The following is a 13716-nucleotide window of genomic DNA, read 5'->3' as shown; positions in this document are numbered from 1 at the left end:
CACATGAACATCGACACGGGAGCACGCCAGGTGAAACGCCTGCTACTCAATTGCGACATGGGTGAAAGCTTTGGCAGCTGGCGCATGGGCCTGGACGCCGAGGTAATGCCCTACATCGACTGCGCCAACATCGCCTGCGGCTACCATGCCGGCGACCCCGGCACCATGCGCCGTACCGTGGCCCTGGCCCTGCAGCATGGCGTGACCATCGGCGCCCACCCGGCCTACCCGGACCTGGTCGGCTTCGGCCGCCGCTCCATGGCCTGCAGTGCCGAGGAAATTCGCGATCTGCTGCACTACCAGATCGGCGCTCTTGACGGTATCTGCAAGGTCCAGGGTGGCCGGGTGGCCTACATCAAGCCCCACGGCGCGCTGTACAACGACATGATGGCCGACCCGCTCAAGCTGCGAGCCGTGCTCGAAGCCGTGGCGGCGTATGACGCTGGCTTGCCCTTGATGCTCATGGCCACTGCCGACGACAGCGGCGCACAAGCCTTGGGTGACGAGGTTGGCGTGCCGCTGTGGTTCGAAGCGTTCGCCGACCGCGCCTATACCGCCAGCGGCCATTTGCTGTCGCGGCGCCTGCCGGGTGCGGTTCATCACGATTCGGCCGTGGTGGTCGAGCAGGCCTTGCGCCTGGCCCGTGGTGAAACGCTGGTGGCCGACGATGGCAGCGCCTTGCGCCTGCACGCCAGTACCCTGTGCGTGCACGGTGACAATGACAGCTCGGTGGCGGCGGTGCGGCAGATCCGCCAGGCCCTCGATGCGCTGGGGCCGGCATGAAGCTGCGAATCGAAGTGGTTGCGATCGACAGCCTGATGGTGCGCCTGTTCGACCGGATCGACGAGGCCAACATGCCGTGGCTGCTCGCCGCGAGCCACCGTTTGAGTGCCGCCTTCGGTGAGCACCTGGTGGACCTGGTGCCGTCCTACACCACGCTGATGGTGCAGTTCGATATGCCGCCAAGGCAGGCGAGTGCGTTGATCGACCAGGCGCTGGAGGGGCTGCAGCCAGACGCGGGCACCAGCGGTCGCCGGCACGAGATTGCTGTGTGGTACGACGCCAGTGTCGGCCCTGAGCTGCCGCTGCTGGCCGCACGCAGCGGCTTGAGCGAGCAAGAGGTGATCCGCCTGCACAGCGAGCGCGAGTACCCGGTGTTCGCCCTTGGCTTCGCTCCGGGGTTCGGTTTCATGGGGCTGGTGGACGAACGCCTGGCATCCCCGCGGCTGAGCACTCCGCGCAAGCGCGTGGCGGCCGGCAGTGTCGGCATTGCCGAGCGCCAGACAGCCGCCTATCCCGCCGTGTCACCTGGCGGCTGGAACCTCATAGGGCGTACCCCGGTTCGCCTGTTCGACCGCGAGCGTGAAGGCTACAGCCTGCTGCAGCCGGGCGATCGGGTGCGCTTCGTGGCGGTGTCCCATGCCGAGTTCCTGGCATTGGGTGGTGACGACAGCCCGTTGGAGGCACAGGCATGACGCAATTGAAGATCGAAGCCAGCACCGCCTTGTGCCAGTTGCAGGATGCCGGGCGCTTTGGTGTGCGGCACCTGGGGGTGACCCAGGGCGGTGCGCTGGATTGGGTGGCGATGAATTGGGCCAACTGGCTGCTGGGCAACCCGTTGGGCGCGCCGGTGGTCGAGGTGGCGCTGGGCGGCTTCACGGTAGTGGCCGAGCAGGATTGCATACTCGCCCTGGCCGGTGCCGACCTGGATGCTCGTGTCGATGACCAGCCGCTGGCCCCCTGGCGCAGCTTTGCCTTGGCCAAGGGCCAACGGCTGACCTTGAAGCAACCGAAGCAGGGCGTGCGTGCTTATCTTGCGGCGCCGGGCGGGTTTGAAGGTGAAGCCGTGCTGGGTAGCTGCGCCACTGTTGTGCGTGAAGCACTGGGTGGCACCGATGGGCGAGGGGCCGCGCTAGGCAAAGGGCAATTGTTGGCGTTTGCCGGCACGCAGCCGGCCCTGCGCGAAGTGCCAGAGGTGCTGCGCCCCCATTATCGGCAAAAGCCCGTGCTCGATCTGGTCATGGGCGCGCAGATCGGTGATTTCAGCGGTATGAGCCTGTTCGAGGCGTTCAACTGTGACTGGACGCTGGACAGCCGTGGCGACCGCATGGGCATTCGTTTGCTCGGGCCGCAGCTTGTTTATCAGGGCGCGCCGATGATTTCGGAGGGTATTGCGTTAGGGGCGGTGCAGGTGCCCCCGGACGGGCAGCCGATCGTGCTGCTCAATGACCGGCAGACCATCGGTGGCTATCCGCGGCTGGGGGCGTTGACGCCGTTGGCGTTGGCGCAGTTGGCCCAGTGCATGCCGGGGGCGGCGGTGCGGTTCAGGGCGGTGGTGCAGGAAGAGGCCTGGCGGGAGCAGCAGGCTTGCCTGAACGGTTGGCGGTGACGCTACCGGCGCTACCGCCGGCAAGCCGGCTCCAGCGGGTACCCCACAAGGCTCAAATGCTGAGGTGTATCTGTGGGGCCCGCCGGCGATAGGGCCGGTACAGGCGAAACTACTTGGACAGATACCGCATGCCATCCTCCAACCCTTGCAAGGTCAGCGGATACATCTTGTCCTCGATCAGGTCACGCACCAGGTGTGTCGATGCGGTGTAATCCCAGGCCTGTTTCGGATACGGGTTGATCCAGATGATCTTCTTGAATTTCTCCATGAAGCGCTGCATCCACACATACCCGGCCTCTTCGTTCCAGTGCTCCACACTGCCACCGGGCTGGGTGATCTCGTAGGGCGCCATGGCCGCGTCGCCGACGAACACCACCTTGAAGTCATCGCCGTATTTGTGCAGCAGATCGAAGGTGGAGAAGCGCTCCGAAGTACGCCGCAGGTTGTTCTTCCACACCGATTCATAAACGAAGTTGTGGAAGTAGTAGTACTCCAGGTGCTTGAACTCGGTCTTGCAGGCCGAGAACAGCTCTTCGCAGACTTTGACGTGGGCATCCATCGAGCCGCCGATGTCGAACAGCAACAGCAGCTTGACCGTGTTGCGCCGTTCGGGGCGCATCTGGATGTTCAGCAGCCCGGCGTCACGTGCGGTATGGTCGATGGTGCCGTCGATGTCCAGCTCTTCGGCGGCGCCTTCGCGGGCGAACTTGCGCAGCCGGCGCAGGGCCAGCTTGATGTTGCGCGTGCCCAGCTCGACCTGGTCGTCGAGGTTCTTGTACTCGCGCTGGTCCCAGACCTTCACCGCCTTGCCCTGACGTTTGCCGGCGTCGCCCACGCGGATGCCTTCAGGGTTGAAACCGCCAGAGCCGAACGGGCTGGTGCCGCCGGTGCCGATCCACTTGTTGCCACCGGCGTGGCGTTCCTTCTGCTCTTCCAGGCGTTTCTTGAACTCCTCGATCAGTTTGTCCAGGCCGCCCAGTGACTGGATCTGTGCACGTTCCTCATCCGTCAGCGAGCGCTCGAACTCCTTGCGCAGCCAGTCTTCAGGGATCAGTGCTTCGAGGTGCCGGTCGAGGTTTTCCAGGCCTTTGAAGTAGGCCGAGAAAGCCCGGTCGAACTTGTCGAAATGGCGCTCGTCCTTCACCAGGATGGCCCGTGCCAGGTAGTAGAACTCGTCCATGTCGGCGAACACCACGCGCTGTTGCAAGGCGTTGAGCAGGTCGAGCAGTTCGCGAACCGATACCGGCACCTTGGCCGCACGCATTTCGTTGAACAGGTTGAGCAGCATGGCCGGCTCCTGTCAGCGGTTGCCGCGCCGGCTCATGAAGGCCAGGCGTTCGAGCAGTTGAACGTCCTGCTCATTCTTCACCAGGGCGCCGGCCAGCGGCGGAATGGCCTTGGTCGGGTCGCGTTCGCGCAATACCGCTTCGCCGATGTTGTCGGCCATCAACAGCTTGAGCCAGTCGACCAGCTCGCTGGTGGAGGGCTTTTTCTTCAGACCCGGCACCTTGCGCACGTCGAAGAACACGTCAAGCGCTTCGCTGACCAGCGATTGCTTGATGTTGGGGTAGTGCACATCGACGATCTGCTGCAGGGTGTCGCGGTCCGGGAAGGCGATGTAGTGGAAGAAGCAACGGCGCAGGAACGCGTCGGGCAGTTCTTTTTCATTGTTCGAGGTAATGATGATGATCGGGCGTTGCTTGGCCTTGATGGTCTCGTCGATTTCGTAGACGTAGAACTCCATCTTGTCGAGTTCCTGCAACAGGTCGTTGGGGAACTCGATGTCGGCCTTGTCGATTTCGTCGATCAGCAGGATCACCCGCTCCTCGGCCTCGAAGGCTTCCCAGAGCTTGCCCTTTTTCAGGTAGTTGCGCACATCGTGGACTTTTTCAGTGCCCAGCTGGGAGTCGCGCAGGCGGCTGACCGCGTCGTACTCGTAGAGGCCCTGGTGGGCCTTGGTGGTGGATTTGATGTGCCAGGTGATCAGTCGGGCGCCGAAGGAGGCGGCCAGCTGTTCGGCAAGCATGGTCTTGCCGGTGCCTGGCTCGCCCTTGACCAGCAGTGGGCGTTCGAGGGTGATGGCCGCGTTGACCGCCAGTTTCAGGTCGTCTGTGGCGACGTAGTCGCGGGTGCCTTCGAACTTCATCGGGAGTGTCCTCTGCGGGGGCCAGTACAGGTACGGCATGTCTTCATTTGTTGTCAGCGACTATACCCCGGCCCCAGGCGGCTGCAAACGCAGACCGGGTATTCAGTCCCTGAATGGCTCGTCACGCCTGTTCAGTCGGAATCGGGCGCAGGTTGCTCATAGCGTGCATTGAACGCCTGGACAAACCCGTTGCGCAAAATCTGCAAAAACGCCTCGAAGGCGCTGATGTTCTGTTGGTGCACACTGCCGCTGAGTTCCACACGGGTGGCGAACTGGTTTTTCGGCTGGTTCTTCAGCACCGTTTCGCTGGCCCCGACCAGCGCTTCCCACACCGAGCGGAAAAAGCCCTTGTTCTTGTCCTCGATGTCCTGCTGCCAGTTGAACACGTCCACGTCGCGCAGCAACGGCTTGATGTAGCCATTGAGCCGGCCGTTTTCCGCCTGGGCCTCGATCACCACATCGCCGTGCCCGGCATTGAAATCGAACTTGCCATAGGCACTGGCGAAGTCGTTCAGCCTGCGCAGCTCCATGCCGGTTGCGCGCAGCCGGAACTCGAAATCATCGAAGTCGCTGAACGGGTCGAAGGTCGCGCGGCTCTGCACCCTGGCATCGCCCAACAGCAGGGCTTTAGCCTCGAAGCTGGCGTCGCGCCGGCCTTTGTCGTCCCGTACGTTGGTCAGGTTGCGGATATTGGCGTCGAGCCGGGTGGCCTTGAGGTCGACCGGCGGCTTGGAGTTGAAGTTGTGGAAGGTCAGCGTGCCGTCATCGATGCGCACATCGTTGAGGGTGATCGGCAGCAGTTTTTCCAGCTGCTGGCGCCAGTCTGTACCCTGACCGGTCTGCGAGGCCTGTTTGTTGCCGCCGTCGACGAAGTTGAGCACCGGTCGTAAAAAGGTGACTTCGGCCACCACAGCATGGTCATACCACAGCGCTTGCCAGCTCACCGAGAGGTCGATCAGTGGCGCATCGAGCAGCGGCACCGGAACCTTGCCGCTGGTCTTGACGATCTTCAGCCCATCGATCTGGTAGGCCCCGCGCCACCAGGCCAGTTCCACGTCCGTGACCTGGCCACGGTACTCCCCCATGTCCGCCAGCTTGTCGTTGAGGTAGTCGCGCACCAGGTAAGGCAGCGCCAGGTGCAGGGCCACCAACAGCACGACCAGGCTGGCCAGGCCGACCAGTGGCCAGCGATAACGGGCTTTCATCGCAGTGATCTCCAAGGCGGGTTGTGCGGTTGACCGCAGGCCGCCCGGGCGAGTTCGAACGGGCTTTACGGGCCAACGGGGCAGGCTTACCCTTTAAGCCTTTCCCCGCCACTTCATGCCAAGGACCCTGCCATGAGCCGTATCTACGCAGACAACGCCCATTCCATCGGCAATACGCCGCTGGTGCAGATCAACCGCATCGCCCCGCGCGGTGTGACCATCCTGGCCAAGATCGAAGGGCGCAACCCTGGGTACTCGGTCAAGTGCCGTATCGGCGCGAGCATGGTCTGGGACGCCGAGGGCAGCGGCAAGCTCAAGCCCGGCATGACCATCGTCGAGCCGACCTCGGGCAACACCGGCATTGGCCTGGCCTTCGTCGCCGCCGCCCGTGGCTACAAACTGATCCTGACCATGCCGGCCTCGATGAGCCTGGAGCGTCGCAAGGTACTGAAGGCCCTGGGCGCCGAGCTGGTGTTGACCGAGCCGGCCAAGGGCATGAAAGGCGCGATCGAGAAGGCCAACGAGATCGTTGCCTCGGACCCGGCGCAGTACTTCCTGCCAGGCCAGTTCGACAATCCGGCCAACCCGGCCATTCATGAAAAGACCACCGGCCCGGAGATCTGGAACGACACCGACGGTGCAGTCGACGTGCTGGTGGCCGGTGTCGGCACCGGTGGCACCATTACCGGCGTGTCGCGCTATATCAAGCACACCCAGGGCAAGTCGATCCTCTCGGTGGCGGTCGAGCCTGTGGCCTCGCCGCTGATCAGCCAGACCCTGGCCGGTGAGGAGCTCAAGCCCAGCCCGCACAAGATCCAGGGTATCGGCGCCGGCTTTGTGCCGAAGAACCTTGACCTGTCGATCGTCGACCAGGTCGAGACCGTGACCGATGAAGAGGCCAAGGCGATGGCCATCCGCCTGATGCAGGAGGAGGGCATCCTTTGCGGCATTTCCTGCGGCGCGGCGATGGCTGCTGCGGTGCGGCTGGCGGAAAAGCCGGAGATGCAGGGCAAGACCATCGTCGTAATCCTGCCCGACTCCGGCGAGCGCTACCTGTCGAGCATGCTGTTCGCCGACATGTTCAGCGAGCAGGAGAACCAGCAGTAAGCGCCAAGCTGCCCCTGCGCTCGGGTTTATTGCAAAATCTTCATGAGTGAGTTCCCGCCCGGGTTGTTTTTACCTGGGCGTGATGGGTTTATGATGGCAGGATGATTTTTGATGGGGGCAGGCAGCGCTGGCCTGCTCCCTTTCCAAGGAGTGTTGCATGACCTTTTCCTTCGTCGCCAAGGCAGGTGTCCTGCTGGTTTTTTTTGGCAGCGTGCTGTTCGTCCACCTGCGCGGCAAGGCGCGATTGCCAGTCCTGCGCCAGTTCGTCAACCATTCTGCGCTGTTCGCACCCTATAACAGCCTGATGTACTTTTTCTCCGGGGTGCCGTCCAAGCCGTACCTGGACCGCCAGCGTTTCCCTGAGCTGGACGTGCTCAAGGACAACTGGCAGCAGATCCGTGAGGAGGCCATGCGCCTGTTCGACGAGGGTTACATCCGCGCCGCCGAGAAAGACAACGACGCAGGCTTCGGGTCGTTCTTCAAGAAGGGCTGGAAGCGTTTCTACCTGAAGTGGTACGACAAACCGCTGCCGTCGGCCGAGGCGTTGTGTCCGAAGACCGTCGAGCTGGTCAGCGCCATCCCCAACGTCAAGGGCGCGATGTTTGCCCTGCTGCCCGGCGGCAGCCACCTCAACCCGCACCGCGACCCCTTCGCCGGCTCGCTGCGCTATCACTTGGGCTTGTCCACGCCGAACTCCGACCATTGCCGCATCTACGTCGACGGCCAGGCCTACGCCTGGCGTGATGGCGAGGACGTGATGTTCGACGAGACCTACGTGCACTGGGTCAAGAACGAAACCGACGTCACCCGAGTGATCCTGTTCTGTGACATCGAGCGCCCGCTCAGCAACCCGCTGATGGCCCGCATCAACCGCAAGGTCAGCGCCTTCCTGGGCCGCGCCACTGCACCGCAGAACACCGATGACGAGCGCGTGGGCGGGATCAACCAGGCTTATGCGTGGAGCAAGCGCTTCAGCAACAGGATCAGCACCCGCGTGAAGCAGTTCAAGCGTGCCAACCCCAAGGCCTACCGCATCCTGCGGCCGGTACTGGCGGTGGTTGTGGCGTACCTGCTGTATCGCTGGTTGTTCTGAAGTTTCGGTGCCTGCAGGGCCCTGCAGGCATCAAAGAAGCCAGCTATTGTCCTGGCCCTGATTCACCGCTATATTCCAGCGCATTCACCTCCCCGAAGACCTGCTCATGCCTGCCATCCTGTCCACCGCAAGCTTTGCCATCGCGCCAGTCGCGGGCGGGGCCGTGCGTGGCAGTCAGCAGCCGGCCATGATCAGTCATTACCCACCACCTGTCAGTGGCGTTGTAGGCGGCGTAGCTCCGCCTCGCTGCGTGGTTGTGCCGGGCTGACCGGCCTTTGGCCGCATCCCGTCACACGCGCAACCTACTGAACACGGTCGGTGGCTTCCCTAACTGAAGTTCACGCCCACCGTTCGGCTTATCTGCCCGAATACAGGTGCATGCATGTCTGTCTTTTCCAAAGCATCCGTGGCCTCGGCGGCCACTACCAGCCTGTTCGTCCTGCTGTGGAGCAGTGGCGCCATCGTCTCCAAACTTGGCCTGGCCCATGCCAGCCCGTTTGCTTTCCTGCTGCTGCGCTCAGCGCTGGCACTCGCCGGGTTGCTGCTGATCGGCCCGTTGCTGGGCCTGCGCTGGCCGCGCACACGTGGGGCGATGTTGCGAGCCCTTGGCACCGGCTGCGTGTTGCTCGGTGCCTACCAGATCTTCTACCTGCTGGCGCTCAATACCCACGTGACCCCCGGCGTGATGGCCACGGTGATGGGAGTACAACCGATCCTCACTGTGGTGCTGATGGAGCGCCAGCGCTCCTGGCGCCGGCTGTTCGGTCTGGGCCTGGGGCTCGGCGGGCTGGTGATGGTGGTCTATCAGGGTATCAACCTCGGCGGAGTGTCGCTGGCCGGGATGCTGTTTGCCTTGCTGGCGCTGGGCAGCATGACCTTTGGCTCGATCCTGCAAAAACGCATCACCGACAACCCCATGGGCACGCTGGGCCTGCAGTATCTGGCGGGGTTTGCCATGTGCGCTGTGTTCGCGCCGCTGCAGCCACTGCACGTCGCGTGGAGCGGCAGTTTCATTGGTGCGCTGCTGTGGATGGGGCTGGTGGTTTCGCTGCTGGCGACCATGCTGCTGTACCGCCTGATCGCCAAAGGTAATCTGGTCAACGTCACCAGCCTGTTCTACCTGGTGCCGGCGGTGACTGCGGTGATGGACTTCCTGATCTTCGGTAATCGCCTGGCACCGCTCAGCCTGCTGGGAATGGGGCTGATTGTGGTCGGTTTGCTGTTCGTGTTCAGCAAGCCTGCCAGTCGCATGGCCCAAGCATAGGCCGTCAGCGAAACTCTTCGGGGATGGCGTGGCGCAGCACGCCTTCCTCGAAGTCCAGGGTGCCGGCTTCGCGCTGCGTCAGCAGGTAGTAGAGCAGGGTGTCGAGTGAGCGCGAAGGCGGGACTTCGACGGCCAGCATCCTGACCGCTTTTTCGACTTCGCTGGGGCAGCCGAAATCTTCGAGTGCCGCACGAACCTGCTCCAGATCACCGCCTGCCTTCACAAGAACGCGAAATACCGAAGCGCCGCCACTGTGCAGCAAGCCTTCGAACCAGGATTGCTCGCCCTCTTCGCTGATGCTGATGGTGTCGCCAGGTGCGATGCCGTAGGCATAGAAGGGGATGCTGTCGACCTGGTAGCCAGCCGCGGTACGTTTTGCCCAGAGGCCTTCGACCGATGCGGGTGGGCAGCCTTGGGCATCCTGCTCCAGGCGCCAGAGCACGATCTTGTAGGCTGGGGTTTGCTCGGGGGGCATGGGGCGTTACGTGTCGTGAGGGCTGCTTATCGTAATGCCCTTTGGCGTTGTTGTCTGTACTGGCCCTATCGCCGGCAAGCCGGCTCCCATCGGTAGTGCGCTGCGCAGCTCCTGTAGGAGCCGGCTTGCCGGCGATAGGGCCGGTGCAGGCCACCCAGGCTGCTAGAAGTAATACCCAATGTTTATATTGGTCCGGTAATACCAGTCATTGCTGCCCACCGAGCTGGTGCTGGTCCAGCCTGTGCCATTTTCCGCCCCACCAAACGGGTTGGCATTGCGCGCCCAGGTCAGGTCGACCCAGGCCATGATCGGCATGGCCAGGAACTGCGCGCCAACGGTGAACATCTGCGAATCGTCCCAGCCATGTTCATCTTTCATCATCCGGCTGTAGTCGGTATAGAGCTTGATCTTTTTCAGTTGCCCAAGCTTCGGGGTCAGCACGTCATAGCCGACGTTGACCGCTGCGATGGTGGCCTTGGAGGCGATCAGGTATGCAGGGGTCAGGCCGTTGCCGCCCATCAGCACTGCGTCGTTGCTGACGCCCGCCGGGTTCTTCGGATCGTACTCATAGCGGATCGCCTGGCCCGTCACCGTCCAGGGGCCTCTGTTGAGCAGCGCGTGGACTCCGCCTGCCCAGTAATCGCCGTCGTCATGGGTGGTGGCGTTGTACAGCTCGGCAGCCGCCAGCGAGGCACCCAGCTCGGTCTTCCAGCCATCGCCGCTGAAGGTACGGGCGACACGGGCGTTGACCTGGTTGTGTTTCTCGTTGTCTTGGCGCGATTGGGTAAACGGCACGGCGTTGTCGTCGAGGTCGGCATAACGCCCGACTTCCGGTGAGTAGCGCAGGCTTGAAGGCAGCATGCGCGGGAAGTAACCCAATTGCAGGTCCCACTGCGCATCCTTGTAGCTGTATTTGAGGCCTTTGCCTGCGCTGACGCCGTAGCCCATGAAGAACGGTATGTGATAGCTCCAGCCAAACTGTGGATACGGCTCCAGGCCGAACGGTTTGAACGGCGCCCCGATTTGCAGGTTGGCTTGGGGGCTGAAGCGGTAGCCAATGTAGCCACGGTCGATCGAGCGCTTGCCGTCGTCCTGGAACCAGTAGCCGACATCGCTGAACAGCTGGCGATGGTTGGCCTGCACGTCGAGGCGGAAGGTATCGAAGAGGAAGCGGCCGTTGTTTTCGGTGGTGTCCCAGTGTTCGTCGCGGTAATTGACGCGCAGGGCGCCGCCGATATCCAGGCTGCTCTGGCCGTCGTCGCTGCGCCAGGCAATATGCGGGAAGGGCTTTTTCGCGGTGGGTGGCTGGTCGGGGGCGGCGGGGCCGGGTTCGGAAGCGAAACTTGCGCAACTGCCGAGAATCAGACCGAGGCTTATCACATATCTTTTCATGCCATGCCCTGCAAGGTTGGGAGGTTTTCCGCAGGCAAAGGGGGAGCGTCGCCCGTACTGCGGGTTTTTTGTTTTATGGGTGAGATGTTGTTTTACAAAGGAAATGGAGCAGGTTTTGTGCCAGGTTCTTTTGTTAAATAAAAACTGATTTAAAACAATTATTTATATTTGAAACGGCTTGGTTTGTACCGTATCTGGAACAGGTTGAAAGTTTGGTTACTGTTATGCCCAGGCATTGTGCGTCGATGCACTACTTTGTCTTGGGTTGTATCAGTACATGCCTTATCGCTGGCAAGTGGGCGATAAGGCAGGAATGAACAGCACAAAACCAGGTCAAAAAAACCGGCCCATGAGGGCCGGTCAAATTTACGCGTGAGCGAATGTTCAATTCACAGATCAAGCACCAACCGCCGGCTCTTGCACCCGGACACACAGACCATCATCGATTTGTTCGCCGCCCGCTCAGCCTTGGTCAGTACCCCGTCGCGGTGGTCCACATCCCCCTCCAGCACTCGGGTCTCGCAAGAGCCACACACACCCTCACGGCAGCTGTACTCGATATCGCAGCCGGCTTCGAGCAGCACATCCAGCAGGTTCAACCCGGGTTCGACGCTGACCGTCCTGCCTGACCGGCTCAGCTCGACGCTGTAGTTGGCTTGGGCATCGTCCGATGCCGCCACTTCGGCTGCGGTAAACCGCTCGATATGCGCATGGGGGTAACCCAGGCGTTCGCAGGTCTGCTCGAAGGCATCGAGCATCGGCGTCGGCCCGCAGCAGTAGAAGTGCGTGTCCGCAGGCCGCCCGGCCAGATAGCCGGCCAGGTCCGGCAGGCCGCCTTTCTCGTCGTTGAAGTGGTAGACCACCTTTGCCCCAAGCCCGCTGATCTCCTCCAGCAGTGCGGCTTCGGCACGCGAGCGTGCACAGTAGATCAGCTCGGCCGAGCGCCCCAGCGCCAGCAACTGGCGGAACATGCAGTAGATCGGCGTAATGCCGATGCCGCCCGCTACCAGTACGCTATGGCTGGCACGGGTGTCGAGGGCAAAGTTGTTGCGTGGCTGGGAGATCTGCAGTTGTGTGCCCACGCGCAGTTGCTCGTGCACATAGCGCGACCCCCCGCGGCTGGCTCGGTCACGCAGGATGCCGACCACATAACGGCCCTGGTCGCTTGGCGCGTTCAGCAGCGAATAGCTGCGCACCAGGCCATTGGGCAGGTGCAGGTCGATGTGCGAACCGGCGTCGAAGGGCGCGAACACAGTGTCACCCCAGGGGCGCAGCTCGACGCTGATGATGCCTTCGGCTTCATGGCGCAGGGTGTGCACCCGTGCACTGATGGTGGAGGAGTTGGACATCGGTCACCTCAGGCCAGTTGCTTGGTTTCGATCAGGGCCAGCTGTTCCTTGGCCTTGCCCTTGAGGTAGCGGCGCAGGCGCACCACGCCCAGGTCGTGCTGGTAGAGGTTTTCACGTTGGTTGGCGTCGAACTCCATGAATTCCAGCAGCACCCGGTCCTGCTCCAGTACCGCCCAGTGGCGCGCCTCCAGGCGGTTCTTGTAGAGGAAGCGCCAGGTGTCGCGTTGCCAGCCGGTCAGCGGCCGGGCGCGCCAGTGGAACACGGCCGACAACGCTCGGCTGCTGGGCGTGTAGCTGCCGATGATGGTGAAGTTGCCGCCCGGGCCACCGGTCTTGGGGTAGGGAATCTCCAGGCGCAGCCAGTGGCAGCCGTTGTCGAGGAATTCGGTCCAGTCGAAGTTGACCCCGCGCTGGCCTTCTTTCTCGAAGAAGAAGCCTTGTTCGGTATCGCGGGTGACGAACCTGGCGGTGGCTTCGCCCTCGCTCATGGAATGCGACATCTTGTGCAGGTAGGTGCCGTGCATCGGGTCCATGACGTTGTCGAGCACGTAGCGGTAGTCGCCTTTCCATTCGGTGTAGCAAAGGAAGCTGCTCCACTGGGGCGAGGTCAGCTGCTCGGGCAGTACCAGCTCCGGTGGTGTGTCCAGGTGCGGGTCGGTGGCGTTGAACAGAAAGATCGCCCCCGCAGCCTCGCGGGTATGGAACATCCGCGTCGGGCGGCTGCCTTCGAGCTTGCAGCCAGGGCTGCCGGGCACTTTGGTGACAGTGCCGTCGCAGCGTACTTCAACGCCGTGGTACGGGCACTGCAGGCGGTCACCCAGCACCGGCCCTTGGGACAGCGGCGCGCCGCGGTGCGGGCAGTGGTCCTCAAGCGCGTGCACGCTGCCATCGTTGTCGCGCCACAGGGCGATCTTGTAGCCCAGGCGACGGATGGAAACCGGTTTGTCGCTCAACAGTTCCGACGGCAGAACCGGGAACCAGAGGTCTTTCAGGCCATTGGCCAGGTGTTGTTCAACAGGGTCGACGGTTACATGCATGTTCATCTTGTTCTTCTCCGCAGGGTCATTCGCCCAGCCGTGCCATCAGGGTTACAAAGGCGTCTTCAGTCCACGCTCCGCTGGTCAGCGGGCAGGGCGGGCCGGCCAGGTTGAGGTGGGCGAGCAATTCCCCCAATTCGCTCACGCCGTTGCCGTAGGCGCGTTCGATGGAATCGCCGAGCAGGTCCTCGAACGGTGTGTTGGGGCGTTTGCGTGCCTGGTGCGGCTGCAGGTAAACCTCGGGTGTGTTCATGGGATC

Annotated in this window: 14 protein-coding genes; 6 read left to right on the top strand and 8 right to left on the bottom strand. The window is 62.6% G+C overall.

Annotated elements, in window-relative coordinates:
* The first annotated feature begins 3 nt into the window (after positions 1–3).
* From ACMGF5_RS02310 to ACMGF5_RS02300, 3 genes are read left to right on the top strand one after another with little or no spacing between them, the layout of a single operon-like run.
* Positions 4–783, top strand: coding sequence for a 5-oxoprolinase subunit PxpA (locus tag ACMGF5_RS02310; RefSeq protein WP_115274094.1), 780 nt, complete (start codon positions 4–6; stop codon positions 781–783).
* A complete protein-coding gene (pxpB, locus tag ACMGF5_RS02305; protein ID WP_115274095.1) occupies positions 780–1475 on the top strand; it encodes a 5-oxoprolinase subunit PxpB in 696 nt (231 codons plus the stop codon). The genes ACMGF5_RS02310 and pxpB overlap by 4 nt, the downstream gene beginning before the upstream one ends.
* Positions 1472–2389, top strand: coding sequence for a biotin-dependent carboxyltransferase family protein (locus tag ACMGF5_RS02300; protein ID WP_414157545.1), 918 nt, complete (start codon positions 1472–1474; stop codon positions 2387–2389). Before pxpB ends, ACMGF5_RS02300 begins: the two co-directional genes overlap by 4 nt.
* A gap of 109 nt (positions 2390–2498) precedes the next feature.
* Here the strand turns inward: ACMGF5_RS02300 and ACMGF5_RS02295 are convergent, their stop codons facing one another.
* The 3 genes from ACMGF5_RS02295 to ACMGF5_RS02285 all read right to left on the bottom strand — a co-directional run bounded on the left by ACMGF5_RS02295 (position 2499) and on the right by ACMGF5_RS02285 (position 5740).
* Entirely contained in the window at positions 2499–3677 is a 1179-nt protein-coding gene (locus tag ACMGF5_RS02295) for a vWA domain-containing protein (RefSeq protein ID WP_115274097.1), read from the bottom strand.
* A gap of 12 nt (positions 3678–3689) precedes the next feature.
* Positions 3690–4535: an AAA family ATPase gene (locus ACMGF5_RS02290; protein ID WP_012315697.1), complete on the bottom strand. Its 846-nt coding sequence runs from the start codon at positions 4533–4535 to the stop codon at positions 3690–3692.
* A gap of 131 nt (positions 4536–4666) precedes the next feature.
* Positions 4667–5740: a DUF748 domain-containing protein gene (locus ACMGF5_RS02285; RefSeq protein WP_115274098.1), complete on the bottom strand. Its 1074-nt coding sequence runs from the start codon at positions 5738–5740 to the stop codon at positions 4667–4669.
* 132 nt (positions 5741–5872) lie between these two features.
* On the opposite strand from ACMGF5_RS02285, the gene cysK reads away from it, so the two are divergent.
* The 3 genes from cysK (at position 5873) to ACMGF5_RS02270 (ending at position 9204) form a co-directional block, all read left to right on the top strand.
* Positions 5873–6847: a cysteine synthase A gene (cysK, locus tag ACMGF5_RS02280; RefSeq protein WP_115274099.1), complete on the top strand. Its 975-nt coding sequence runs from the start codon at positions 5873–5875 to the stop codon at positions 6845–6847.
* 157 nt (positions 6848–7004) lie between these two features.
* Positions 7005–7940 carry an aspartyl/asparaginyl beta-hydroxylase domain-containing protein gene (locus ACMGF5_RS02275; protein ID WP_414157544.1) on the top strand — a complete coding sequence of 312 codons (936 nt, stop codon included), beginning with the start codon at positions 7005–7007 and terminating at the stop codon, positions 7938–7940.
* Between the two features lie 382 nt (positions 7941–8322).
* Positions 8323–9204, top strand: coding sequence for a DMT family transporter (locus ACMGF5_RS02270; protein WP_115274100.1), 882 nt, complete (start codon positions 8323–8325; stop codon positions 9202–9204).
* A 4-nt stretch (positions 9205–9208) separates the two neighbouring features.
* Here the strand turns inward: ACMGF5_RS02270 and ACMGF5_RS02265 are convergent, their stop codons facing one another.
* The 5 genes from ACMGF5_RS02265 to ACMGF5_RS02245 form a co-directional block, all read right to left on the bottom strand.
* Positions 9209–9679, bottom strand: coding sequence for a DUF4265 domain-containing protein (locus tag ACMGF5_RS02265; protein ID WP_115274101.1), 471 nt, complete (start codon positions 9677–9679; stop codon positions 9209–9211).
* Between the two features lie 162 nt (positions 9680–9841).
* Positions 9842–11071, bottom strand: a complete 1230-nt coding sequence (locus ACMGF5_RS02260) for a hypothetical protein (RefSeq protein ID WP_281869084.1) — start codon at positions 11069–11071, stop codon at positions 9842–9844.
* 389 nt (positions 11072–11460) lie between these two features.
* Positions 11461–12420: a PDR/VanB family oxidoreductase gene (locus ACMGF5_RS02255; RefSeq protein ID WP_414157543.1), complete on the bottom strand. Its 960-nt coding sequence runs from the start codon at positions 12418–12420 to the stop codon at positions 11461–11463.
* An 8-nt stretch (positions 12421–12428) separates the two neighbouring features.
* Positions 12429–13463, bottom strand: a complete 1035-nt coding sequence (locus ACMGF5_RS02250) for an aromatic ring-hydroxylating oxygenase subunit alpha (RefSeq protein WP_115274104.1) — start codon at positions 13461–13463, stop codon at positions 12429–12431.
* Positions 13464–13482: 19 nt separating this feature from the next.
* Complete coding sequence (locus ACMGF5_RS02245) at positions 13483–13710, bottom strand: recombinase-like helix-turn-helix domain-containing protein (RefSeq protein WP_161872257.1); 228 nt, start codon at positions 13708–13710, stop codon at positions 13483–13485.
* Positions 13711–13716: the final 6 nt, after the last annotated feature.

The organism is Pseudomonas sp. BNK-15, assembly GCF_047456105.1.
Lineage (GTDB): Bacteria > Pseudomonadota > Gammaproteobacteria > Pseudomonadales > Pseudomonadaceae > Aquipseudomonas > Aquipseudomonas putida_E.
This window is presented reverse-complemented; position numbering and strand designations above follow the sequence as displayed.